28 protein-coding genes and 2 tRNA genes are annotated in these 23430 nt (G+C 35.6%); 12 read left to right on the plus strand and 18 right to left on the minus strand.

The features are described 5' to 3' along the window. Positions 1–82: 82 nt before the first annotated feature. The 3 genes from J2T59_RS09240 to J2T59_RS09250 all read right to left on the minus strand — a co-directional run bounded on the left by J2T59_RS09240 (position 83) and on the right by J2T59_RS09250 (position 1063). Positions 83–154: transfer RNA gene (locus J2T59_RS09240), tRNA-Thr, on the minus strand. Positions 155–229: 75 nt separating this feature from the next. Next, complete coding sequence (locus tag J2T59_RS09245) at positions 230–736, minus strand: chorismate--pyruvate lyase family protein (RefSeq protein ID WP_259135650.1); 507 nt, start codon at positions 734–736, stop codon at positions 230–232. A 15-nt stretch (positions 737–751) separates the two neighbouring features. Continuing rightward, the gene (locus tag J2T59_RS09250) at positions 752–1063 is read right to left on the minus strand and encodes a DUF5611 family protein (RefSeq protein WP_259135651.1); all 312 of its coding nucleotides are present in this window, start codon (positions 1061–1063) and stop codon (positions 752–754) included. 136 nt (positions 1064–1199) lie between these two features. Here J2T59_RS09250 and J2T59_RS09255 point away from each other — a divergent pair, with 136 nt between their 5' ends. The 3 genes from J2T59_RS09255 to glnA all read left to right on the plus strand — a co-directional run bounded on the left by J2T59_RS09255 (position 1200) and on the right by glnA (position 3759). Next, a complete protein-coding gene (locus tag J2T59_RS09255; protein WP_259135652.1) occupies positions 1200–1502 on the plus strand; it encodes a hypothetical protein in 303 nt (100 codons plus the stop codon). Between the two features lie 130 nt (positions 1503–1632). Next, positions 1633–2355 (plus strand): DUF5714 domain-containing protein, encoded by a 723-nt coding sequence (locus J2T59_RS09260; RefSeq protein WP_259135653.1) that lies wholly within the window; start codon positions 1633–1635, stop codon positions 2353–2355. A gap of 78 nt (positions 2356–2433) precedes the next feature. After that, complete coding sequence (gene glnA / locus J2T59_RS09265; protein WP_259135654.1) at positions 2434–3759, plus strand: type I glutamate--ammonia ligase; 1326 nt, start codon at positions 2434–2436, stop codon at positions 3757–3759. 66 nt (positions 3760–3825) lie between these two features. Here glnA and J2T59_RS09270 read toward each other — a convergent pair whose 3' ends face one another. The 5 genes from J2T59_RS09270 to J2T59_RS09290 all read right to left on the minus strand — a co-directional run bounded on the left by J2T59_RS09270 (position 3826) and on the right by J2T59_RS09290 (position 9062). After that, complete coding sequence (locus J2T59_RS09270; protein WP_259135655.1) at positions 3826–4863, minus strand: Coenzyme F420 hydrogenase/dehydrogenase, beta subunit C-terminal domain; 1038 nt, start codon at positions 4861–4863, stop codon at positions 3826–3828. Positions 4864–4868: 5 nt separating this feature from the next. Then, positions 4869–5618 carry a GltB/FmdC/FwdC-like GXGXG domain-containing protein gene (locus tag J2T59_RS09275; protein ID WP_259135656.1) on the minus strand — a complete coding sequence of 250 codons (750 nt, stop codon included), beginning with the start codon at positions 5616–5618 and terminating at the stop codon, positions 4869–4871. A 5-nt stretch (positions 5619–5623) separates the two neighbouring features. Further along, positions 5624–7135, minus strand: a complete 1512-nt coding sequence (locus J2T59_RS09280) for a glutamate synthase-related protein (RefSeq protein WP_259135657.1) — start codon at positions 7133–7135, stop codon at positions 5624–5626. Further along, positions 7132–8184, minus strand: a complete 1053-nt coding sequence (locus J2T59_RS09285; protein WP_259135658.1) for a class II glutamine amidotransferase — start codon at positions 8182–8184, stop codon at positions 7132–7134. The genes J2T59_RS09280 and J2T59_RS09285 overlap by 4 nt, the downstream gene beginning before the upstream one ends. Positions 8185–8774: 590 nt before the next feature. After that, the gene (locus J2T59_RS09290; protein WP_259135659.1) at positions 8775–9062 is read right to left on the minus strand and encodes a DUF3784 domain-containing protein; all 288 of its coding nucleotides are present in this window, start codon (positions 9060–9062) and stop codon (positions 8775–8777) included. 272 nt (positions 9063–9334) lie between these two features. Here J2T59_RS09290 and hdrC point away from each other — a divergent pair, with 272 nt between their 5' ends. From hdrC to J2T59_RS09310, 4 genes are all read left to right on the plus strand, one after another. Continuing rightward, positions 9335–9823, plus strand: coding sequence for a CoB--CoM heterodisulfide reductase subunit C (hdrC, locus tag J2T59_RS09295; protein ID WP_259135660.1), 489 nt, complete (start codon positions 9335–9337; stop codon positions 9821–9823). A 20-nt stretch (positions 9824–9843) separates the two neighbouring features. Continuing rightward, positions 9844–10725, plus strand: a complete 882-nt coding sequence (gene hdrB, locus J2T59_RS09300; RefSeq protein ID WP_259135661.1) for a CoB--CoM heterodisulfide reductase subunit B — start codon at positions 9844–9846, stop codon at positions 10723–10725. A 173-nt stretch (positions 10726–10898) separates the two neighbouring features. Then, positions 10899–10976 (plus strand) — tRNA-Arg (locus J2T59_RS09305). A 37-nt stretch (positions 10977–11013) separates the two neighbouring features. Continuing rightward, positions 11014–11478 carry an N-acetyltransferase gene (locus J2T59_RS09310; RefSeq protein WP_259135662.1) on the plus strand — a complete coding sequence of 155 codons (465 nt, stop codon included), beginning with the start codon at positions 11014–11016 and terminating at the stop codon, positions 11476–11478. Positions 11479–11509: 31 nt separating this feature from the next. Here the strand turns inward: J2T59_RS09310 and J2T59_RS09315 are convergent, their stop codons facing one another. Continuing rightward, positions 11510–12700 carry a M20 metallopeptidase family protein gene (locus J2T59_RS09315; protein ID WP_259135663.1) on the minus strand — a complete coding sequence of 397 codons (1191 nt, stop codon included), beginning with the start codon at positions 12698–12700 and terminating at the stop codon, positions 11510–11512. A gap of 91 nt (positions 12701–12791) precedes the next feature. Between J2T59_RS09315 and J2T59_RS09320 the strand changes: the two genes are divergently transcribed. Continuing rightward, the gene (locus J2T59_RS09320) at positions 12792–13730 is read left to right on the plus strand and encodes a nucleotidyltransferase domain-containing protein (protein WP_259135664.1); all 939 of its coding nucleotides are present in this window, start codon (positions 12792–12794) and stop codon (positions 13728–13730) included. Here J2T59_RS09320 and J2T59_RS09325 read toward each other — a convergent pair. The 4 genes from J2T59_RS09325 to mptA all read right to left on the minus strand — a co-directional run bounded on the left by J2T59_RS09325 (position 13727) and on the right by mptA (position 15754). Continuing rightward, positions 13727–14041, minus strand: coding sequence for a DUF2098 domain-containing protein (locus J2T59_RS09325; RefSeq protein WP_259135665.1), 315 nt, complete (start codon positions 14039–14041; stop codon positions 13727–13729). The two genes, J2T59_RS09320 and J2T59_RS09325, sit on opposite strands and share 4 nt — an antisense overlap. A 32-nt stretch (positions 14042–14073) precedes the next feature. Then, complete coding sequence (locus tag J2T59_RS09330; protein WP_259135666.1) at positions 14074–14544, minus strand: hypothetical protein; 471 nt, start codon at positions 14542–14544, stop codon at positions 14074–14076. Between the two features lie 29 nt (positions 14545–14573). Further along, positions 14574–14729, minus strand: coding sequence for a DNA repair protein RadA family protein (locus J2T59_RS09335; RefSeq protein WP_259135667.1), 156 nt, complete (start codon positions 14727–14729; stop codon positions 14574–14576). Positions 14730–14800: 71 nt separating this feature from the next. Next, positions 14801–15754, minus strand: coding sequence for a GTP cyclohydrolase MptA (gene mptA, locus J2T59_RS09340; RefSeq protein WP_259135668.1), 954 nt, complete (start codon positions 15752–15754; stop codon positions 14801–14803). A 308-nt stretch (positions 15755–16062) separates the two neighbouring features. Between mptA and J2T59_RS09345 the strand changes: the two genes are divergently transcribed. Both J2T59_RS09345 and argB read left to right on the plus strand, forming a co-directional pair. Beyond that, positions 16063–16347, plus strand: coding sequence for a non-histone chromosomal MC1 family protein (locus J2T59_RS09345; protein ID WP_259135669.1), 285 nt, complete (start codon positions 16063–16065; stop codon positions 16345–16347). A 168-nt stretch (positions 16348–16515) separates the two neighbouring features. Further along, positions 16516–17400, plus strand: a complete 885-nt coding sequence (argB, locus tag J2T59_RS09350) for an acetylglutamate kinase (protein ID WP_259135670.1) — start codon at positions 16516–16518, stop codon at positions 17398–17400. Between the two features lie 39 nt (positions 17401–17439). Here the strand turns inward: argB and J2T59_RS09355 are convergent, their stop codons facing one another. The 5 genes from J2T59_RS09355 to hxlA all read right to left on the minus strand — a co-directional run bounded on the left by J2T59_RS09355 (position 17440) and on the right by hxlA (position 21843). Beyond that, positions 17440–18501 (minus strand): archaeosine biosynthesis radical SAM protein RaSEA, encoded by a 1062-nt coding sequence (locus J2T59_RS09355; protein ID WP_259135671.1) that lies wholly within the window; start codon positions 18499–18501, stop codon positions 17440–17442. Beyond that, entirely contained in the window at positions 18501–19415 is a 915-nt protein-coding gene (gene guaA / locus J2T59_RS09360) for a glutamine-hydrolyzing GMP synthase (RefSeq protein ID WP_259135672.1), read from the minus strand. The genes J2T59_RS09355 and guaA overlap by 1 nt, the downstream gene beginning before the upstream one ends. Before the next feature lie 173 nt (positions 19416–19588). Continuing rightward, positions 19589–19729, minus strand: coding sequence for a hypothetical protein (locus tag J2T59_RS09365; protein ID WP_259135673.1), 141 nt, complete (start codon positions 19727–19729; stop codon positions 19589–19591). Between the two features lie 48 nt (positions 19730–19777). Next, complete coding sequence (locus J2T59_RS09370) at positions 19778–20539, minus strand: A24 family peptidase C-terminal domain-containing protein (RefSeq protein ID WP_259135674.1); 762 nt, start codon at positions 20537–20539, stop codon at positions 19778–19780. After that, positions 20536–21843: a 3-hexulose-6-phosphate synthase gene (hxlA, locus tag J2T59_RS09375; RefSeq protein ID WP_310572674.1), complete on the minus strand. Its 1308-nt coding sequence runs from the start codon at positions 21841–21843 to the stop codon at positions 20536–20538. Before hxlA ends, J2T59_RS09370 begins: the two co-directional genes overlap by 4 nt. Positions 21844–21990: 147 nt before the next feature. Between hxlA and pyrB the strand changes: the two genes are divergently transcribed. After that, complete coding sequence (pyrB, locus tag J2T59_RS09380; protein ID WP_259135675.1) at positions 21991–22917, plus strand: aspartate carbamoyltransferase; 927 nt, start codon at positions 21991–21993, stop codon at positions 22915–22917. Further along, entirely contained in the window at positions 22914–23393 is a 480-nt protein-coding gene (gene pyrI, locus J2T59_RS09385; protein ID WP_259135676.1) for an aspartate carbamoyltransferase regulatory subunit, read from the plus strand. The genes pyrB and pyrI overlap by 4 nt, the downstream gene beginning before the upstream one ends. Positions 23394–23430: the final 37 nt, after the last annotated feature.

Here is a 23430-nt window from a genome sequence, read left to right on the forward strand (position 1 = left end):
TCATACCTAATACCTTCTTTTTATTCTATTTAGTCCCGATGTTAGCGGGGTGAAAGTATCAGGCTTGATATTGTTTTTAAGGAGCCTCGGGCGGGATTTGAACCCGCGACCTCGTCCTTACCAAGGACGCGCTATGCCCCTAAGCCACCGAGGCTCTGTTTAAGAAATGGAGCTGATTCCACCAAATGGTTGAAATCAATTATGAAGGTTTCGGTTGAACTTGATGTTTTCAAAGTTTCCATCTGTCATCTACAGGGAAACTTTCATAGATCCACATTAATGTGAACCCTTGATGCATAATTCGATAAGTGCGAGATAATATCTCAGTAGCACCAAACAGTTCAGTTCCTTGTTCAATTTTTATGGAATCAAAGTCCCTTCGTGTTTCAATTCCATGTTTCCTTAATATTTTCCCAATTGGAATGTCTGCACGTATTAGATCCTGTTGCATTTCCAGAGGCATTCTTGAAAGAGGTGATAATGAAGTTGCATGTACATATCTTACATCGCCCGCTAGTAATGTGACAGTACGATAATTTATATTTTCTCCAACTTCTATACCCAAGATAGATGCCTGTTCTTCATCGGCACTAACTACCTCCTGAAATTCAGTGATCACAGATACGTCTTCTCTTGTCATTATTTCAAGCAAGAACGTTACTGATCCATCAGTGCCAGAACATACCCTCAAACATGTAGGAATGTCAAACTCTTTCAATTCTTCAAGGAAAGCCATTTATAATCTTATTTTTTATTTAGTTACATTCTTTTTTGCTTGCTTGACACATTCCTTAGCAGTATATCCAGTCGCATCATTTAAAAAATTCCTGAACTTTTTATTTGTGTCAAGTACAATGTTCTCATCAGACACGTCCGTATCAGATACAGTATCCACTAAAAGCTTTTTATCTTCAATCCACACTTCCATTTCTGAAATTGCTCCATATGAGGTTACAAGTTTACCATTATTTTCTTTAATCTCTGAAGGGAAATGCTGCTCAAGTAGTGACTGTATCCTCTCAATGTCAGGACTATAACCACGTTTTAGTTTGTATGCTTGCATTATTACAACCTCGTTACCAACGGTTAATAAATATGAATTATACTTATGTCTTTTGATTTAAGTACTAACTGCTATACCAAAAAATAACCAATCGCAAATATATTATAATAAAAATACAATGATAGAAGGGATACTCATGGGAAAAAAGTTATCAATTGATGACCTCATAGCTGAAAAGGAAAAAAAAGAAACTGTGGATGAAGGTTTAAGTGACGAGATTGAAGATCTCTATGACTTAATAATTCCACCGGGGACACCATCTTATATCATATATGATATTGTTGAAGAATTCGAGTTAGAACCAGTTGACAGGTCAATCACAGTAAATATAATTGAAAGTAATGAAAGAGATGTTATAGCATTAAGAGGACCTCTTGATCGAGTTCAAGAAGCTGAAAAATATCTTTTCGAAGAGCTGAGAGCATGGGTCAATGAATAAGTTAGTTATAACAAATAAATTTCAATTATAAATCACATTTATTTTTTTAACAAATTAAGCAAACCTTTGAATATATCTAAAGTTAGAATTAATTTAAACATTTATTTATTTTTAAAATGGGACATGCATAATGATAAATCTTGACACTGCGTCTAAATCCAGATCTAATTGCATGATATGTAATAGCGAGATCAAATACGAGAACGAATCTGTAAATGCCAAATGTCATTATTGTGGGCATGAAGAAGATACTCGATTATATTGCAAGAATGGTCATTATGTATGTAATGAATGTCATTCAAAGGATTCAATAGATATTATCCATACCTATTGCCTTAATACTGCACAAGATAATCCATTTGAGATTGCTGAAACTATAATGCGGCACCAAAGAGTTCCAATGCATGGTCCTGAACACCATGCACTGGTTGCAGCTACACTTGTGACAGCATATCAAAACCGTGTTGGCATACAAAATAGCGAAAATATCATTGAAGCTATTAAACGCGGTAAAACTGTACCTGGTGGATATTGTGGATACTTTGGTGCATGTGGTGCATCTGTGGGAGCGGGAATTGCTTTAAGTATTTTAACTGAAGCTACTCCATTAACACCTGAACAAAGATCACATTCCATGTGGGTCACGGCAAAGACACTTAATGAAATCGCAGATGCTGGTGGAGCCCGTTGTTGTAAAAAGGCAATAAGATTGGCAATTGGAGAAGCGACCAAATACATATCAGAACTTTTCCAATTAGAATGGGACAATGATTCAACAGGATCATTTGGATGTGAGTATGATATATTGAATAAAGAATGCGATTCAAAATGTTTGTATAAAAAAATTAAATAACCATAAAATTCTTAATTATAACATATATAAATCTAATTTAATCAACAAGAATTAAAATCAAATGCAGGCGATATAATTATGACTGGTACTACTAAAGAAAAAGTACTCAACTCAATAGAAGCTAACAATGTAAAATTTATAAGACTACAGTTTACTGATATACAAGGTGTTGTCAAAGACGTTGAAATACCAGTAACTCAGATCAATAAAGCTTTAGATGTTGGTATATCTTTTGACGGATCTTCAATTGAAGGTTTTGTACGAATCGACGAATCTGACATGATATTAAAACCAGATCCTGACTCTTTCGCAATACTCCCATGGAGTGATAAGGACATTGTCGCAAGAATGGTATGTGACGTGTACATGCCAGATGGTCAACCTTTTAAGGGTGATCCGCGGTACGTTCTTAGAAAAATGATGGATAAAGCGAAAAAGATGGGATTCGAGTTCAATGTTGGGCCCGAACTTGAATTTTTCTTATTTGAAAAGGAGGAGGGACTGGCCACAACAAGACCTCACGACTTCGGGCGATATTTCGAATTTGCACCCGCAGACTTAACTGAGGATATTAGAAGAGAAATTGTATTAACATTAACAAGTTTAAATTTTGATATAGAAGCATCACATCACGAGGTGGCTTTTGGTCAACATGAAATTGATTTCAAGTACAGTGACGCATTGACTACCGCTGACAATGTAATGACTTTTAAATATGTTACTCGAACAATTTCAAAGATGAATGGATTACATGCAACTTTCATGCCAAAACCGATCTATGGTGAAAATGGTTCTGGGATGCATGTCAATTTATCTCTGGAAAAGAGTGACAAGAATGCGTTCTATGACCCTGATGACGATATGGAGATAAGTGACACTACACGATATTTCATTGGTGGGCTTATCAAGCACGTGAAAGCTATCACTGCTATCACAAATCCAATAGTTAACTCATATAAGAGACTAGTACCTGGCTACGAAGCACCCGTCTATATTGCATGGTCCGGGACTAACAGAAGTTCTTTGATCAGAATCCCGGCTGCAAGAGGTAATAGTACACGTGTTGAGCTCAGAAGTCCAGATCCTTCATGTAACCCATACTTAGCATTCGCAGCAATTTTAGCTGCTGGTCTTGAAGGAATTGAAAATAAAATCGATCCTGGAGAAATGGTTGATATCAATATATTTGACTTAAATGAAGCTGAACTTCGTAAACATTGTATTGATACTTTACCCGCCACACTACAGGAAGCTAGTGCATATCTTGCAGAAGATGATTTAATGAAAGAAGCTCTTGGAGAACATGTGGTCAATAATATACTCCGACTTGCAAAAGCTGAATGGGATCTATACAGTATGCAAGTACATGACTGGGAAGTTAAACGCTACTTAAATGCAATCTAAAAGAAAATATCATTAAAAAACCTAAGTTACTTTTAAAACGGAAGTAAAAGTGAGATATCAAGTAACTTATCTTTCTTTCTTTTTCAATGCCAATTTTTCAATTAGTTTCAGATCAATATTATCTTCAATAACCAATCTATTGTTCTTTACTGCACTATCTAGTACTTTCTTACCCTCTTCTGTACGAATAATAAGAGTAGTTGCATCTTCAGGACTGCCTATAGAACCTGCAGAGATATCAGAGTGTGTTGCTGTAAAGTCAGTGCACACATTACAACCTTGTCTAACACAGTCATCCAATTCATTAAGTGGAATATTTATACTGGTATTGTCTTCTAAGGTAACCTCTAGCTTGCCTTTAATATCAAACTTTTTGATGTTCATAGGTTCAACCGAATATTCCAGCTTCAATTTATTTTCAACCAATTTCCTGTAATCAAAGGTCTCAGTACAAAATAATCCAAGAGTTAATCTAATAGAACGCTTAAATGGTGCCAAAAGATCACTATCACTATTTCTAATCCTATCAATAGCTTCTATTACACAAGGTACTCCAACAATTGCTATTCTGCTATACTCTTTTTTAGTTACAGCTTCATCAAGAGCAGAAACCAAGGGAACCCACCAATTATATCGACTACCTGCTTTACTAATTAGAATATCTGAATCTGATATTACCGTTGAATATGGTTTCAGTGTCCACGGATCTTCAGCTACTGTCACTACAGAGTCAATTAATCCTGCCTCTAAGGCATTCACAAGTATAGAAGTAACAGCACCACCACTTTGTCTTCGTGGTACATCTAAACTTGCTCGCCCAGATACTATAGAAGAATATTCGCCTAAAATACCTTCATCTTCATCTTCAACTTCATGTTTGGATTCGAGTGAACTAACTCTAGGACAAACCTTATAGCATACTCCACAGCTTACATCATCATTAACCGACTTACAATAATTGTTATGTAATGGCGATACATTATCTGTCCCTGCTTCAAAATAAATAGAACGAGGTGGACATACCGCAACACATGCTCCACATCCAGAACAAATTCCTTTTGTCCAAACCTCATCTTCAAGTTGTTGGTACGTATTCTCATTCATACGAATCACTCCCATGTATATTTGCCAGCAAACGGTCTGCTACTAGCTGGTCCAAGCACGGTATAATTTTCATCTAGAAGTTTTGTTGCATCTAAATTGAAATAGTTACAATATTCTTTGATCCGTGATTGTACCTCATTTAACAAGCTCGTATCCATATCTAACCTTTTAACACCCAGTCCTAGGTACTTATCTTCAATTTCACCCCGGATCACAATTCTACCTCCATGTATTCCACTCCCTATACCTCTCCCATAAAAAGGTGCTTCTTGTCCAATACCAAGTAAAAGAATGAGACCACCTGCCATATACTCACCTAAGAAATCATCCGCAGATTTGCCAACTACAAGCGTTGGTTTCTTCTGATCATATTCTTTCATGTGTATTCCACCGCGGTATCCTATTCTATCACGTACATACATTTCACCACCCCTCATACTATGTGCAGAAGCGTCACCAGTACTACCATGAACAATGATTTTACCATAGTCCATCGTATTTCCTGGAGCATGTTCGCAATTACCATAAATATTGCAAATGGGACCGTTCATGAACATACCCAGATCACCTCCGGGTACTCCATATATGTCGATATTTATTTCTGCTCGAAGACCACTGGCTATAAAACGTTGACCTAAGACATTTTTTATAACAATATCAGTCGCTTTTTCTGCAACAGCTTTTCTTATGAGCTTATTCAGTTGAGTATAATGGATATCATTGGCATCAATTGCAATCTTATTATCAAGTTTCATTTCGATCATGCTCCAACTGGCTTTACCTGTAAGACGTTCAGCATACCTTCATCAAGCATATAGGCCCTTAACCGTTCCCTATTACCCCTAAGACTCTCTATACTGTTGATGCCAGCTGCACCCATTAATTCACTCAACTCATATGTCCATGCATTTATCAGGTTAGCTACCTGTTGTGCACCCGAATCAATATCCAATCTATCCACTAGATCTTCTCTTTGAGTAGCAATGCCCCATGGACACAACCCACGGTAACAATTACCGCAAACTCTACAACCCATCGCTATAAGAGCTGCAGTACCGATATAAACAGCATCAGCACCTAGTGCTATAGATTTAGCAATATCTGCACTGTTCCTAATACCTCCACTGGCAATAATTGAAATTTCGTTTCTGATACCTTGTTCATTTAGTTTTTTATCAACGCTCGCAATGGCTGCTTCTATTGGTATTCCCACATTATCACGGAATACTTTCGGTGCTGCACCGGTTCCTCCCCTAAATCCGTCAATAACAACTGCATCAGCTTTTGATCGAGCAATTCCTGCAGCTATTGCTGCCACGTTATGTACAGCAGCAACTTTTACAAACACGGGTTTTTTCCATTCAGTAGCCTCTTTTAAACCTCTAACCAATTGCGCTAAATCTTCTATACTATAAATATCATGATGAGGGGCTGGACTAATAGCATCACTGCCATATGGTATCATCCTAGTACAAGATATATCAGAACACACTTTCTCTCCAGGCAAATGACCACCAATACCTGGTTTTGCTCCTTGTCCAATCTTGATCTCAATTGCAGCACCACGTTCAAGATAATTTATGTCAACACCAAATCTACCAGATGCCACTTGAACAATAGTGTTATCCTGGTAGGGATAAATGCTTTCGTGAAGACCACCTTCTCCAGTACCCATAAAAGTGCCAACTTTGGCTACAGCTTGTGCAATGCTTCTTTGTGCATTCAAACTGATAGCACCATAGCTCATATGCCCTATCATAATAGGTGTCTGTAATTCCAAGTTAGGAGCTATCTCATTGAGTACCTTGATATCACCATCAACTGTTTCTTCAAACTCTAATCGTGAGGGTTTCTTACCTATATGTGTTTTCAATTCCATAGGTTCCCTTAAAGGATCAATACTTGGATTTGTGACCTGACATGCATCTAAGACCAGTCTATCAAATATTGAAGGAAAATCCTTTGCATTACCCATTCCTGCAAGAACAATTTTACCAGTACGAGATTGATTTATAATATCCTCTCGTGCCTCACTTGTCCAAAGAGGATGTGCCCTATAATCAACTGGACGATCCTTTAAACTAATAGCATCCCTTGGACACATAGAAATACATCGATGACATGCTGTACATTTACGAGAGTTTACAATGAGTTTACCTTCTTCGTTCCTAAATGCGCCATAAGAACAATTGTCCACACAGCGCATACAACGCATACATTGTTCCCTATCAATATCAACCTTATATCTTAAAGGTACACTACCCAAACTCATTTTACTACTCTCCCTATAACAGGTTCTCCGGCTTTTGGCATGTAAATTTCGCCAATATTTGGATCGACTCTTCGTATTGCAGCTTCTTCACTTGAGATGTATAACTTAGTACCATCATCCCCTACCACCAAGGGCCTAAGTTTGATCCTATCAGTAAACCCTACAATACCATCACTCTGTGCAACAACTATACCAAAAGGTCCATTCATAAGTGCAGGTCCATATATCAACCGTATTGCTCTATTCAGTTCACTCTTTGAAAGAGGCATTGAATCAATCTCGTCCCAGAATGGAGGTGCTAAAGCTTTTACAATAAGTTCTTCGGTAAGTTTGTGTCTTCTGCCTAGATAATCAAACAAATAAGCTACAACTTCAGTATCAGTATGCATTGTGCATTTATACCCATTACTTTCTACATATTGCCGATTAGTTCCATAGGATGTGATCTCTCCATTATGGACAACGCTCCAATTCAATAAGTTAAATGGGTGTGCACCACCCCACCAACCAGGTGTATTTGTTGGATACCTGTTATGAGCAAGCCAAATATATCCTCGATAATCCTCGATCCGGTAAAAATTGGCTACATCTTCAGGCCAGCCAGCAGCTTTAAAGACACCCATGTTCTTGCCTGATGAAAACACCAAAGCACCATCAATACCAGAATTAATATCCATCACTGTTTTAATGATTATATCCTCTTCAGGTGTCAAGCTACCAACCATCAAGTCCTTGTAAGGTTTGAAAAAGTACCTCCATGGTATATGTTGCCTTTTAAGTGAAGGTTGTTCATATGTTGGTATTTCTTCTTGATGTATGATAACTCCCCATTTACTTAACAGCTCATCAACTTTTGATTTATGATCAACTATGTTATCAAAGAAAATGTGAAGTGCATAACAATCAGGAAAATCGGGATATATCCCATAGGCTACATAACCTGCACCTTCTCCACTCCCACGTTCATCCATTGAACTTAGAGCAGCTTTTATGCTAGATCCATCCATTCTAGTCATATTACGGTCAATTACACTAAAAATTCCACACATCTCTATTTCACCACATTATTTTCGAAGAGCAGTGAAGGGCCATTATTTTAAACGGCTGTTCATTACATACTCTCATTGATTTATTAGCATCTAATAGATAAGTTAGACTCCAACTTTATTAAGAATATATCTTAACTATGATAAGTAATTATTATACTATCTTTAAATTAAAGTTTGAATGTAATAATTTATTAGATATCAGCCCATATATTTATAGGTATTCGGTATCTTATTACCTACTCAATATTATATAAAATTAACTATGTGGCTTTGATAAATAATATTAGAAGTTTATTAGAAATATTTTTGGTGAGCAAAGAAGAACAAGAAATAAATCAATAGGATACAAGAAATTTATTCATTGCTATATCAGTCGTTTTGCTTTTAATGGGTATTGCAAGGTATTTAAGTTTTGCATACTAGTGTACGACCTAAGCATAATTGATATTTTCAGTCAAAATGGTGACATAATAATGTCTAGTTTATCGATAACTAGACTTTATCGCCAAAAAATACAAGTTTGAAGGTAACAGTTATCTTATTATTTTCAAATGTTTACCATATTTTAGCATAATATCTAGTAAAATAGTTCAGTATTTTTGTGCCTTTAAAATGACTAAAATAGAGCCACCAATTATAACAAATGAAAATATCCAAATTGCATGTTCTCCAATATACTGGATAAGAATTGGCATTATTGCTGTCATCAAACCTAGTATTATTGTGAAATATCCAACCAGTTTTGCAAGTCCGTGTTTGTTTTTAACTTTATTTTCATTGTAACCAGATATCAGGCACATTTTTTTCTTAAATGCTATCAGATATCCAAGAATTATCAGCATTAAGCCTGAAAATAAGAAGATTAGTTGCTCTAACATTATTTTTCGCCTGCTTTTTATCAATTCATTAGAATATTTTGACATCTCTTTATTATTTGACTTAATTGATATAGCTATCTAAGAGAACTTTTAAATATATGGATTGAAGTGATTTTTGACTAGTAAGGTTCTATATATGGTCTAAAACTCATTTAATCAAATGGTAAGAATGAGCTATATAGTCAAAGTAGCATAATGTTTAACAAAGCTTATTCATATATAAAAATGAGTTATGTAAATTCATGTTATTTTCATGTTTAAAGGAATATACTATGAAAAATTCAACTGGAAATATGTCAGAATTACCTGATATCAGTATTCTAAAATGTATGCAATGTGGGATTTGTAGTGGTAGTTGTCCATCTGGTAGGTTCATGGAACTCAATATAAGGACCCTTATCAAAAAGAGTGCTTCTGGCCGCCCGGTCTTGGATGAAGATGAACTTTGGATGTGTACTACATGTTATTCTTGTCAAGAAAGATGTCCACGCCAGATCAAAATAGTTGATTGGTTGCTCAGTGTTCGTTCAAAAGCTGTACATGAAGGTAATATTAAACCAGAACATAAGCAGGTTATAAAGAATCTATTGGATACAGGACATGCAGTACCAATTAATCAAGAGAATATTGAAAAGCGAGAACGTTTGGGTCTTAGTAGTTTACCAAGTACTGTTGTAAAAGATGATGGTGCATTAAAAGACGTGAAAAACTTGCTTAAATCATGTGGGTTTGATACGATTATCAATGAGGATCAGATTTAGACAGAAATAGAGAAATTTGTATGAGAAAAATAGCTCTTTTTTTTGGATGTTTAATACCTAACAGGTACCCTGGCATTGAAATGGCCACTAACCTTTGTTTAGCAACTCTAGACATAGATTTTGCTGAGCTTGAAAGTGCGTCCTGTTGTCCCGCACCTGGCGTATTTCGCTCATTTGATGAAATGACATGGCTCACCATCGCTGCAAGAAATCTTGCATTAGCTGAAAAAATGGATAGAGACATATTAACTGTTTGTAATGGCTGTTTTGGATCATTAAATGAAGCAAGTTCCAGGTTAGATAATAGTAACAGAAAAAATAAAGAACTGAGATTACAAGTAAATAAGCACTTGGAAAAGATTGGACTTGAGTATAATGGTACTGTTAAAGTAAGGCATATTATTGAGTTTTTAAGCCAAGAGTTTGGTAGTGATAAAATAAGTGAACTTGTAACACATCCACTAAAGGTGAATGTAGCAGTTCATTATGGTTGTCATATGGTCAAGCCTACTGAAAAGATCAAAGGCGATAGTGCTGAAAATCCTGTATTCTTCGACTTGTTGGTAGAAGCAACAGGTGCAAACAGTATCAGTTATCCTGATAAGAATCAATGTTGTGGTGCAGGTGGTGGTGTTCGAGCTGGCTTACATGATAGGTCAATTCAAATGGTAGAACATAAATTAAAAATGATACGTTCAAAGGAAATAGATTGTATCGTAGATGCATGTCCATTCTGTCACATGCAGTTTGATAGCGGGCAATATGAGATAAATAATACACAAAATCAGAATTACAAGATACCTGTATTGCATTACACCCAATTATTAGCATTGTCTTTAGGGTATGGTCCAGAAGATGTTGGAATTGACCAAAATGTCATAAAAAACAATGAATTAGAATAAGTGGAACAAACATAACAATAACTCCAAAAAGTATTCTATGGATAATTTAGATACAATGATTGGTTTGATAACGTGACTAATAATAGCCGTTTTATTTACCAGATCAAGGTTGGCGTGACGTGAATAAATACCAAAAGTTTAAGATATTTGATTGCATTTCACATAATTAAATTGGGCGTGTGGCCTAGTCAGGATATGGCGGCAGCCTCCTAAGCTGTAAATCAGGGGTTCAAATCCCTTCACGCCCGCCACTAAAATTTATTTTTTAATTAATGGAGATTTGAGTGTTTGATCAGGAAAGCCAAAGTCAATGATGTAAAACAAATGAAAAGGATCATTGATACTTATGCAAAACAAGAGTTGATGTTACCACGTTCCTTAAGTGAACTATATGAATCAATTCGAGATTTCTACGTCTTTGAAGAAAATGGAGAAATTCTTGGTTGTTGTGCGTTACATTTTGTATGGGAAGACTTAGCAGAAATCTTATCCTTAGCAGTTATTTCAGAGCACAATAAACGAAAGATAGGGAGTAGTTTATTAAAAGCCTGTATTGAAGACGGATATTCTCTTGGTGCTAAACGCGTATTTACTTTATCCTATGTACCTGAATTCTTCGAAAAGTATGGGTTCAGCAGAGTGGATAAATCAAGTTTGCCTCATAAGGTATGGAGCGGTTGTATTAAGTGTCCAAAGTTTCCAGAATGTGAAGAAATTGCACTTATAAGAATACTTGATAATGAAACTAATTGATCGATCAAGCAAAATACACAACTCAATGTATTTATTCCAAATACTTTTCAGGTGATTCTAAGAAATCTATTGCGATAGAATAGAGGATATTTGTTCCCTTAATCAAAATATCTTCATCTATATCGAATTTATTTGAATGATTAGACTCACAAATATCTTTCTGTTCGTTTCCGGATCCTAAAAGTAAAAAAGTGCCTGGTATTTTCTCTAAATAAAAAGCAAAATCTTCAGACCCAAAGAATTTATCATATTTAGATGAAATATTATCAAATTTCATTTCCAATAGATCGAGTACTGCAGCGGTATATTGTGAATTGTTTGAAAGTATCGGATATGATTCATTCATCTCAAGTTCATAATGGGCTCTTTGAGTTGAGGTTATGTCACTATATGCCTGTATGATCTCATCTAGTGTTTTCTTAAAAATATGTTTTATCTGCTTATTGTGTTCTATTGAAAATGATCTGATACTACCATCAATATAAGCTTCATCGGGAATCCTGTTGAACTGTTCACCACTATGGAAATTACCGAACCCAATGGCATAATCTGAACTGTTGATATACAGTTCGATTTCTTTATGAATACGATCAATAAACTCTGCACCTAATAATATTGGATTTATATTAGACACTTTGTCAGAATGATGGCCACCCTTACCAAACAACCTTAATCTGAACATACAAGAACTTGCCATAAGTGTCCCATTTTTAACTATAACTGTTCCTGATTCGATATTAGAAAAAACATGTAGACCAATAATAGAATCTACATTTTCAAGAACTCCTGATTGTATAATTTGTTTTGCTCCACCTGGAGGTAGTTCTTCAGCTGGTTGAAATATTAGTTTTACAGTACCATTAAAATTATCTCTACTTTTATTTAGTAGTTTACCTACTCCTAGTACCATAGATATATGAGCATCATGACCACATGCATGCATTAGACCAGGATGTTTAGAAATATAATTCACGTTCCTATCCGTTAATATTTCTGTTACTTCAAGTGCGTCCATATCTGCTCTAATAGCAATACAATTGCCTTCACTTTGACCTTTAATTTCACCAACAATACCAGTACCTGCCACTTTTTTATGTGGGATACCGATACTGTCAAGGATATCAATTATCAGTGCTTGTGTTTTGAATTCGTTAAAGCTCTTTTCAGGAATTTGATGAAATTCTCTTCTGGTTTTTATGAGCCATTGTTCTAATGATTCCATGGAATTGGACCTACCCAAATTAATAATACTTATCTATTCATATTAAGCTAATGTTGATACTAATTAACTTTTAATAACGAGTTGAGAATTAATGAATCGGGTTAGAATAAGAGATTTTATTATAACTAAAAATGATTGGTTTTTTGCAGTTGCAGATTATTTTCATCCACCTGGAAAATTTAGATCGGTCTTAAGATATGTCCCCGATCGTGAAGGTGAGAGAATACTCGGTAGTAAAAGGTATAAGAAATATGATTTTGATGATGCTTTTGAGTTCATGAGAGATAATAAGCCTGAATGGGTGGAAGATGTACATTTAGTCCCTGAAGAAGAAGTCAAGAAAATATTAACTCCTTCTGAAGTTATCAATCAACTTACAATATCAGATCACAGGATTAGATACATTGTCAAGACCTTAAAATCAGCTGGAATACCAACCAATTCCATGGGAGTTACAGGTTCAATGCTGTTAGGACTTAACAACCCTGCCTCGGACATTGATTTTGTAGTATATGGCAATCATTGGTTTAAAGCACGTGAACAGATTGAAAAAGAAAAAAGTGAAAGTTCCGTGATCACAGATATTGATGATGAGATGTGGGAATTTATCTATAATAAAAGAAAACCTGAATTATCATATGAAGAATTCTTAGCCCATGAGCTTAGAAAAGGTAATAGAGGATTAATAGAAAACACTTATTTCGATCTCCTATTCGTACGTGACTGGAATCAAATAGTCGAGCCTATCTCAAGAGGTGAAGATATAGGTTATATGGAGATTGAGGCTATAGTAACAAATTCTGATCTAGCTTTCGATAGTCCTTCAATATATAAGATCGAGCATAGTGATATCGATCATATCTTATCATACACTCACACATATTCAGGGCAGGTTATGGAGGGAGAAATAGTCCAAGCAAGGGGTATGGTTGAGTCTGTCGGAGATATTAAACGACTTGTTGTTGGAACTAGTAGAGAACCAAAAGGTGAATGGATTCGTTCATCAACACTTATGCAAAAAAGAAATTAACCGCCACCTGTTGCCTGAGATGATAACTCTGAGCCAAACGATTCCATATCTTCTTCTGCGTATTTGTATTCCTTTTCGTATTCTTCTTTTTTAGGCACACGTTTCTTGATAAATTCTTCTGATGATAATTCTATATAATCTGTGAGATAGTAAAGGTCTGTTGTATCAATTAAAATCCATGTACCATCCTCATCCGACCTGATATCTTCAACATATCCTACAGTACCCGTGTTTATATACTTGACAACTGACCCTTTCTCAATAGATTGTCCATTGGCATCAAGTGCATCACTTTTTTCATTATCTTCCAAGTTTTTGACCTCATAAAATATATTGAATTCGATTATATATCAAAGTTACACCGTTTAAATGTGAAATCTTTTATGTTATTTATTTCAATGCCACCTTTAACTCCTTTAATTTCACCGCCCATGAATTCTTTTTTTGAGCATAGGATGTTTTGTTCCGGATGAGTTCCTGGCACGATATCACATGATAATATTACATTTGTACCTGCAGAAACTGCAATTTTAAGTCGTTTAGAAGCAGGATGGTCTTTAGGTAATACTATCAAAGGTGATTTCAGTTCCCTAATACTAAACAAGATACACTTAAGACCTTTTTCTGCAATTTCTCCTATACTAAACGAAGAACCAACAATGATATCCTCTGAATCTAAACCCAAAACAAGCTCTTCATCGTTAGTCTCTAAAAAGTATTGTGGGTCAGAACCTGCTTTTACAACAGCAATGGTCCCTTCATTCCCCTTTAAGTAAATAATCTCATTTTCATGTAATGGTGTTATATTAGACATTTAATTGAAAAAAAATATTAGGTGCAATTTTATTTTTGTTCATTTACATCTTTGGACTGGCACCCAGGACATGAAACATTTCTCCCCATGCCTTTAAACTTATTCCCACATTTATTGCACATATATTTCTTTGTAGGTATATCATCATCTATATCTACACCGTAAGATTCGCCAACACTGCACATATATATCACCATGTAAACCTTAGTTTTCCTAGTATTTAGGTATTTATACTAAAAAAATATACTTAGTTTATTTACATCTCACTGATCTCTATACGCAAATCACCCAAGCTCGCCGCACGTTCTGCAAAAGCATTATGACGATGAATGCTCTCTTCATTTATTTGTTTAATCACTACAAAAGAATCATCGGGCAGATCTGGGAACTCATTGACAATGTTTCTTGCCATTGCACGGACACAGTCTTCCACAAATTTTGGGTTCAAATGCGCATTTTCGACAACTACAGCTTCATCACTTCTTTTTAAGAGTTCAACGATGCTTGAGCTCATTGATTTTTCAATGATGTTTATGATAGTTTCAAGGGAAACTGTATATTCTCCTTTGGTCTCAATTGAAACAATGCCTCTACCCCTTTGATTATGTGTAGCCATTGGAACCTTATGCAAAAACTTGGCTATCTTTTTATTCTCAACGCCTAGAGCTTCAAGTTCTTTTTTAGCAGTATCTCTCATGATCTCCTGGGCACAGGGACATGCAGTCATCCCAATAACTTCTGCACCTACCAGGTTTCGAACATCGATTTCATCCCCTTCTGTTCTATAAGCAGTTGATTCTGCGAAGATATCTACCACTTCTTGACATTCCATCTTAGTCTCAGGTGACTCACGTTTGACGACATATTCACTCCTCATAATGACTTCAGATTGACTTGCATATTCATGTCTTGATAAAAGATTAATAGCTACATCGCTACAAAGCTGTTCAATCTCATATACAGGAGCATTTAAAGCATTTTCCAGTACTTCATCAATAGCCTCAAAGTTACGAGAAAGATTGGCTCCTTTCAAACTCGAAGGTAAATTTACAAAAATATCGAATGTACTTATCAAAACAACTGGCCGTTTACCTTTACGTTTAATCTCGACTAGTTTTTTGACATCAGTTACTCCGACCCTTGAAAGATTTACAGGTATCTGTGGTTTATTTGCTTGAACATCAGGAAGCATTACAGTTGGAAGTTCCATAAAAATAACCTCGTTGGTTCATATTTTTGAATATGAAAAAGTTTAGTACATAGTATATCAATTACACATTAAACGTTTCCACTACATTAAAATCTTGATTGTTTAATAAGTTGCGGCTAAGTCTAAAATTACTAGATATTAATTACATGTAAATGTTGTGTTTTCAAGTAGTTTTTCCCTTCTACATAATAAATATATATTGTAAGTTACCAGTAATCACAAACAATCGGCCACTTTAAAAGAAAAGCTATTTATACTTAATCAACAGAAATACTATCAGTTGCCATATATGGTTACTAGGTGATATCATGGCTGAAACAAGAAATTTTGTATTAAGAGATGGAAAGGGAGAAGAACATGGTGTTTTCACTGGAAAACAACCACGGCAGGCTGCTCTAAAAGTGGCTAACCGAGGCAGTGGAACTAAAAAGAAGCCTGAGACAATCCGGTTAAGAGAAAGGGGTACTAAGAAAGTACACGTATTCAAAGGATGGAAATCCAAAGTAGATGCACCTAAGAACAAACCTAACTGGATGCCAGATAAGATCAATAAACCTTTTGTTCAAAAGGTTAAGATTGAAAAACTTGAATGATTATTTAGGTCATTTTGCCCATTAAAACAAAATGGGTACTTTTTTTACCTATTATTATTTATTTACCACTAATGAATCTATTTCATCTAAGAAAACGCTTTTTAGTAGTGATTCTTATTAAAGTTGAGTAATTAAAGCTAAAGTATTAATTATGGAAATTGTATTATCATGAACCTTACACGAGAAAATGTACTTATTGAGGCTTTACCCTATATCAGGAAATTCTATGAATCAATAATGGTCATCAAAATAGGTGGCCATGCAATGATAGATCCTAAAATAATGGATGATATCATACAGGACATAGTATTATTGAGATATGTGGGTATCAAACCCGTGATTGTCCATGGTGGTGGACCTGAGATCACTGCTAAAATGGAGCGGATGGGGAAAAAACCTGAGTTCATTGCCGGTCTTAGAGTGACTGATGATGAAACTATGGAAATCGCAAGTATGGTACTTGTAGGAAATATTAGTACTAATATTGTTTCCCTTATAGGACTTCATGGCGGTAAAGGAATAGGTCTCTCTGGTAAAGATGGACGCACGATAATAGCTCGAAAGAAAAAGAATCAGAAGATTATGATAGAGGATATTGAGCATGAAGTGGATCTTGGGTGGGTTGGAGAAACTGAGATAATCAATACAGAGTTATTAGATATAGTTACAGAGAACGGTTACATTCCAGTGATATCTCCAATCGCAATGGACATGAAAGGAAATACACTTAACATAAATGCAGATACAGCTGCAGGTGATATAGCGGCTGCAATTAATGCGAAAAAGCTTATTTTAATGACTGATGTACCAGGAATACTGGAGAAACATGACGATAAGTCAACACGTATATCTCAAGTTGCGATCCAAGACGTTGATAAATTGATTGATGATAAGATTATTAGTGGTGGGATGATACCTAAAATTCGAAGTGCTACAATTGCTGCAGAAAGTGGTGTTGAGGGAATTCACATCATCGATGGAAGTGTCTCACATTCTATACTCCTTGAACTATTCACTGATAAAGGAATTGGGACAATGATCTATAAGAAATGAGGTGTCACCCTCCAGATCACTTCTTTTGTTATGTTAAACTTAAACTGTTATGGGTGAACCATAGGTTAGATCATCAAGTTGTTTTACAAGTTCCCACGTAAGTTTGCAGTCACATGATAAGTTTTCGAGTACTCTTAGGTCTTGAGTTTGTGAAAATGTCCTTATTGCATTAGCAACGGTTTTACTACACTCTTTACAATTATGTGGTCCTCTTTCAGATCCTGCTCCAACTGGGTCAGACATAACTAATATATCAGGATGTTCGGATTTGATCGCTTTTATAGCTTCAACAATACTCCATAGCCATGGAGGACGATACTCTTTATTTTCCCAGAGGCGTTCCACAAGTGTCCCTTTTTGAACATTACATAGGTTGATAGATATTGTTTCACTGTAAGGTACAATATCATTAGCTGACTTGACAATATCATTTATTGCCTGTCCCTCTGAAATGAAAGGTGGTTTCAGAAGTAGATACGTCTTTGTAGTAACACCTTTTTTCTTTGCTATTTCAGAAGCTTGGATGAAGTCATTGAAAGTATATCCTTTATTTATCGATTCCAACCTGATCTTATCTGAACTGGTTTCAAGGCCTATCGCAATTTCAAATGGTTTATTCCCAACATATCCCAACGATTCTTCTAGTGCACTATTGGTTACAAATTCGGGTCGTGTTTCCACTATGATCTTTTTAATTCGTTGATCTGCCCCAAGAGTTGTAAGTATACCTTTTCTAGAGACTAAACTGATCTCGTTTGGGTCTAGAAAACTGCCTGACGTGAATATCTTTATAATAACATCTTCATTTTCATCGAGTTTTTCTAATGATTTATTGAGCTGGTTCATTAGGTTAGAATCATCTGGACTCTCAGCTGCACTATCATAGACGTAGCCACACATAGTACAACCGCCTGCTTTACCCCAATAGCAACCATCTGTCTTGAAAATGATTGTTAATGTTGATACAATATCTCCATTGAACAGGTCCTTGCCTTTCCATGAAGCTGTCGGTATATCGTTAGAACTAGGCTTAATTCTTTGACGGTTTCTTATATCAAGTACCATTTCATTAATGCTTTTGTTATTGTTATTATTGGTCATTATTCAAACTCTATTGTTGCTGGGGGTTTGGGTGAGAGGTCATACACAACTCTAACAACTGAAGGTATAGAACCTGATATCCGGGACTCTATCTTTTTAAGTACTTTCCACGGGAGCTCAATTGATTCTGCGGTCATACCATCTCTTGAGCTGACAGCCCTAACTGCTATAATCCAACCATGTACCCTTTGATCTCCTTTTACACCTGTTCCTTTCCCCAAAACAGCGGCATAGGTTTGCCAAGGGTCAAATGCTTCAATCAGTTCTTCTTCAACAATAGCATTGGCTTCCCTAACAACATCAAGTTTTTCACGAGTTACTTTACCTACAACACGAACTGCCAGTCCAGGTCCTGGGAATGGCATTCTATCACATATTTCTTCAGGTAGGTCTAAGGCTCTAGCAACTTCACGTACCTCATCTTTATATAATTGGTCAATGGGTTCGACAATAGATTTAAAATCAATTCGTTCTGGTAAACCCCCAACATTATGATGAGATTTAATACCACCCTCGGATTCTATTTTATCTGGGTATATTGTCCCTTGTATTAGTGTATCCACACCTAGTTCTTTTGCTTCTTTCTCAAAAACACGGATGAAGTTCTCACCTACAGATTTTCTTTTAAGTTCGGGGTCATCTATTCCTTCAAGTGAAGAAATAAATTGTTCTTTTGCATCGATTATTTGTAGGTTCATATCTTTAAACGTGGCTCGTATACGATCAGTTTCTCCTTTACGCATTAACCCTGTATCTATGTAGATAGGAATAAGGTTAGATCCAATTGCTTTATGTGCCAATACTGCGCATACAGAACTGTCAACTCCACCCGATAATGCTATGATAGCTTTTCCTTTACACTCTTTTTTTATGTTATCAATAGCTTTTGGAATAAATGTATCAACTTTAACCATAGTCTAAACTCCAGATACCAAATATAATATTCAGATATATTTTCTGATACATAAGTCATACTATAAATGAAAAAAATAGGCTTACTTTACAAAACACGTAAAACGATATTTTAGGGGAAGTTCTGACAGTAAAGTAAAGTAAAGTAAAATAAAATAAAATTTAAAGGATAAAATTACTCACAGGTATCTAATAATCCTTTCTTTTTATTGCCACGTTCGTCCCCTACTTTAATAGGATTTATTTTAGCCTTAGTTACCTTTTTTTTAGGGCCTTGGCCTGATTGCGTGTCATCATGTTGTTTTTCATCAGTCAACGTGATTACCTCCAATTCTATATAGAATCTAATAAGTTAAAAAATTGTTCATACAAGGTAATTAAGGGTCAAATGAAAAATTATATCACCAAGAAGTACAGCTGAAATGAAACCAGCAGTAATTGGAATCATGAATGGTAGACCTGGTGTGACCCAGACTCGTTTGCCAATCAATCCATTTTTTGAGTAAGTTTCAAGTTTTCTTATATTCTCATGATTAATCTCTGTTCCTGAACGACTGAAGCTAGTTTTTATAGTCCCATCATCCATCTTATCATATTTTTCTATAAGTTTCAAATGCCTATCCCTTAATTCTGATATTGGATGCATGTATCCTATAAAAAGATAAAATGGTCTTCTAAGTACCTCACTAAATGGCACTTTTATTAAATTATAGATGAAAAGACCAAGAGGCACAACAATTGTTAATATGATCGAATTAGTGAAAACACTAAACGCAAATAAATCAATAAATGGTGGACCATAGATAGGTATGGTCTGTCCAAGGAGATCTATTATAGGGTATGAGGGAATAATTAGTGCTATTACCATAAAGGCCTTAGCGTCAGCACCCCCAAAAGCATTCAAGTAAAAAAGAATGTATACAAAGACAAAGATGAATCCAAAAGATATCATTAAATGTATAATATGTGATAAGCCATAGACAATGATCTCATACAGTATAAAGGGTGAGCCTGCTACAATCATTAATTTCCATACATCATTGGAAACTCTTCTAGTTTTAATGTCAGAATAACTCGCATATAACAGGAAAGGAAGACATATCAATATCTTGAACAATTCAATCATCTATACTTCTCCCATTTTTCTAATTCTAATACCTGAGATAATGTATTTCCCTTACTGATCTCATCATAGATTCTCTTTTCAGTTTTTTCAACCTCTTTTGCACGTCTGGCAACCTCGTATGCTATTTCTTTTGGGATAACAACAACACCATTATCGTCACCTACAATATAATCACCATGCTTCACATTTTGATGCCCACATACTATCTCAACATTTATTTCACCAAAACCTTTAGGGTCACCTGCATTTGGTACACAGTTCTTGGCAAATATGGGGAGGTTCATTTTAACTATTTCATCAATATCTCTTACTGCACCATCTATTACTACACCACTGATTTCTTTATTGATACAGCTCAGTGTAGCAAGCCCACCCCAGCATGCAATATCACTACTCCCATTATATATTACAAGGACATTACCTTTTTTTGCTGTATCTATCGCCTCGACAGTTTTAGCCCAATCACCTTCCATAGTCTTAACAGTAACTGCAGTACCCACCATTTTCACACCTTTTAACATCGGGTTCAGTCCAACCATTGCACCTTTTCTATGCATTGCATCCGAAATGTTTGGAGTGGATACTTCAGTGAAAATCTCAATAATCTCCTTTTCTAAAGATGGTCTTTTTAACTCACTATCAAGAATTGGTGAATCAATACTGGCTCTTACAAGTGAAGCCGAACGAGTAACATTATCTGAGCGAATTATATTTCCGCCAACAATAATAACAGATGCTCCAGAGTTCACAGCACTTGATGCACTACGATGATCTAGACCTCCTGCTACAGCTATAGGTATGTCTACCTCTTTACAGATTTGTTTTAGTGTATTTATGGGATCAACACCGACCATCTGCTGGTCAATACCTGTGTGGACATTGATATAATCAACATCTAATTCAGCTAATTCTATAGATCTTTGAACTGGGTCAGGAACTGATATAAGATCTATCATGATCTTAACACCATATTGATGTGCGGTCCTTATAGATTCGATTATTGTAGAATCGTCAGCTGTCCCTAATAGCATTACAACACCAGCACCCGCTTTAGCTGCCATTTCTACCTCAAGAGAACCAGTATCCACGGTTTTCATATCAGCAACAATAGTGCGGTTTGGAAATTCTCTCTTCAAAGCCCTTACAGCATTCATACCTTCACTTTTTATTAAAGGAGTACCAACCTCAATCCAATCTGCACCTCCTTCTACAGCCTCTTTTGCTATTTTGAGTGCTCTGTCCAATTCAATGAGGTCCAGTGCAACTTGAAGAACTATTTTATTAATTTGATCACCTTCATCTATCTACCATTAATGAACTTATTATTAGAATTATAATTATAAATGCATCAAACACTAATCATCAAAACCGTTAATACATTGCATTATCGATTTATTGTTGTATCAATTTATCGTAACAATTATATCTTATGTAAATCCTTCTTTGATTAAATGAACTTTACTAATATGGACATCATATCTATGAAAGATTTTTCCAGAGATATGATCGATCATATACTAAATGTTGCTGAAGAATTAGAACCTGTAGCTAGAGGTGAGAAGAGGTCTAATATTTTCAGTAATGTTTTACTATCGCTCCTTTTTTTTGAACCAAGTACAAGAACACGCATGTCGTTTGAGTCTGCTATTATTCGGGGAGGAGGAAATGTACTCAATCTCGGTTCATTAGAAGCTAGTTCGATCTCCAAAGGTGAAACCTTGGCAGATACTATACGTGTCGTTGAAGGTTATGCTGATGCTATTGTATTAAGACATCCTAAAGAAGGTGCTGCACGTATGGCAGCTGAATATTCATCAGTGCCCATAATAAATGCAGGTGATGGTGCAGGTCAGCATCCAACCCAAACACTTCTTGACCTATACACGATAAAGAGAGAAAGTGTGTTAGATGGTGTGAAAATAGCTATTGCTGGAGACTTGAAATACGGCCGTACTGCACATTCATTATGTTATGCTTTATCTCTTTACGGTGCAGAAATAAATTTAGTCTCGCCGGATTCATTACAAATGCCTGAAGAGATTGTAAATGATCTAAGAGGTCAGAATATTAATGTGTACCAGACATCTGTTATGGAAGAAGTGATCGAAGATATTGATGTACTATATGCAACACGTATACAGAAAGAGAGATTTCCTGATGTCACTGAATATGAAAAAGTTGCTGCATCATTAAAAATCACGCCCGGTCTGTTAGATAAAGCTAAAATAGATCTTAAAGTAATGCATCCATTACCCAGAGTCAACGAAATAGATGCATCGATAGACAATACCAACCATGCTTGTTACTTTAAACAATCTTTTTATGGAGTTCCTGTTAGAATGGCACTATTATCTCTTGTAATGGGGAGATTAAAATGATCAATACTACTAAAAAAAATGGAATCAGAGTTCAGCCCATTAAGAACGGAACTGTCATTGATCACATTCAAGCGGGTCAGGCCTTAAACGTGTTAAAGATACTTGACATTCCGGGAACATCACAGGGTACTGTAAGTATACTCATTAATGCCCCTGGGAAAGGTGTTAGAAAAGATGTAGTGAAGATTGAAGGTAGAGAATTGGAAAGTAAAGAAGTTGATAAAATATCTTTAATAGCGCCTAATGCCACAATAAACATAATACGTGATTTTGATGTAGTACAAAAACAGCGTGTCAAGATACCAAAGTTTATTGAAGAGTTTGTACGTTGCATTAATCCAAATTGTATATCAAATAGCAGAGAACCTATTATTTCCAAATTCTATGTAACCAATAACATGCCCGGTAACATATATCTAAGATGCAAATATTGCGAGAAAACCATTGATGAGAATATTGCAGATTACCTGCACTAAAGAAACAGTTCTTTTAACAAAAAAAGAAATTATAAAC

It is taken from the genome of Methanosalsum natronophilum, assembly GCF_024808815.1.
Lineage (GTDB): Archaea > Halobacteriota > Methanosarcinia > Methanosarcinales > Methanosarcinaceae > Methanosalsum > Methanosalsum natronophilum.

Coding starts and splice junctions, on each gene's coding strand:
- J2T59_RS09245 (WP_259135650.1), bottom strand. CDS start 736: ATGGCTTTCCTTGAAGAATTGAAAGAGTTTGACATTCCTACATGTTTG.
- J2T59_RS09250 (WP_259135651.1), bottom strand. CDS start 1,063: ATGCAAGCATACAAACTAAAACGTGGTTATAGTCCTGACATTGAGAGG.
- J2T59_RS09255 (WP_259135652.1), top strand. CDS start 1,200: ATGGGAAAAAAGTTATCAATTGATGACCTCATAGCTGAAAAGGAAAAA.
- J2T59_RS09260 (WP_259135653.1), top strand. CDS start 1,633: ATGATAAATCTTGACACTGCGTCTAAATCCAGATCTAATTGCATGATA.
- glnA (WP_259135654.1), top strand. CDS start 2,434: ATGACTGGTACTACTAAAGAAAAAGTACTCAACTCAATAGAAGCTAAC.
- J2T59_RS09270 (WP_259135655.1), bottom strand. CDS start 4,863: ATGAATGAGAATACGTACCAACAACTTGAAGATGAGGTTTGGACAAAA.
- J2T59_RS09275 (WP_259135656.1), bottom strand. CDS start 5,618: ATGAAACTTGATAATAAGATTGCAATTGATGCCAATGATATCCATTAT.
- J2T59_RS09280 (WP_259135657.1), bottom strand. CDS start 7,135: ATGAGTTTGGGTAGTGTACCTTTAAGATATAAGGTTGATATTGATAGG.
- J2T59_RS09285 (WP_259135658.1), bottom strand. CDS start 8,184: ATGTGTGGAATTTTTAGTGTAATTGACCGTAATATGACTAGAATGGAT.
- J2T59_RS09290 (WP_259135659.1), bottom strand. CDS start 9,062: ATGTTAGAGCAACTAATCTTCTTATTTTCAGGCTTAATGCTGATAATT.
- hdrC (WP_259135660.1), top strand. CDS start 9,335: ATGAAAAATTCAACTGGAAATATGTCAGAATTACCTGATATCAGTATT.
- hdrB (WP_259135661.1), top strand. CDS start 9,844: ATGAGAAAAATAGCTCTTTTTTTTGGATGTTTAATACCTAACAGGTAC.
- J2T59_RS09315 (WP_259135663.1), bottom strand. CDS start 12,700: ATGGAATCATTAGAACAATGGCTCATAAAAACCAGAAGAGAATTTCAT.
- J2T59_RS09320 (WP_259135664.1), top strand. CDS start 12,792: ATGAATCGGGTTAGAATAAGAGATTTTATTATAACTAAAAATGATTGG.
- J2T59_RS09330 (WP_259135666.1), bottom strand. CDS start 14,544: ATGTCTAATATAACACCATTACATGAAAATGAGATTATTTACTTAAAG.
- J2T59_RS09335 (WP_259135667.1), bottom strand. CDS start 14,729: ATGTGCAGTGTTGGCGAATCTTACGGTGTAGATATAGATGATGATATA.
- mptA (WP_259135668.1), bottom strand. CDS start 15,754: ATGGAACTTCCAACTGTAATGCTTCCTGATGTTCAAGCAAATAAACCA.
- J2T59_RS09345 (WP_259135669.1), top strand. CDS start 16,063: ATGGCTGAAACAAGAAATTTTGTATTAAGAGATGGAAAGGGAGAAGAA.
- argB (WP_259135670.1), top strand. CDS start 16,516: ATGAACCTTACACGAGAAAATGTACTTATTGAGGCTTTACCCTATATC.
- J2T59_RS09355 (WP_259135671.1), bottom strand. CDS start 18,501: ATGACCAATAATAACAATAACAAAAGCATTAATGAAATGGTACTTGAT.
- guaA (WP_259135672.1), bottom strand. CDS start 19,415: ATGGTTAAAGTTGATACATTTATTCCAAAAGCTATTGATAACATAAAA.
- J2T59_RS09370 (WP_259135674.1), bottom strand. CDS start 20,539: ATGATTGAATTGTTCAAGATATTGATATGTCTTCCTTTCCTGTTATAT.
- pyrB (WP_259135675.1), top strand. CDS start 21,991: ATGAACTTTACTAATATGGACATCATATCTATGAAAGATTTTTCCAGA.
- pyrI (WP_259135676.1), top strand. CDS start 22,914: ATGATCAATACTACTAAAAAAAATGGAATCAGAGTTCAGCCCATTAAG.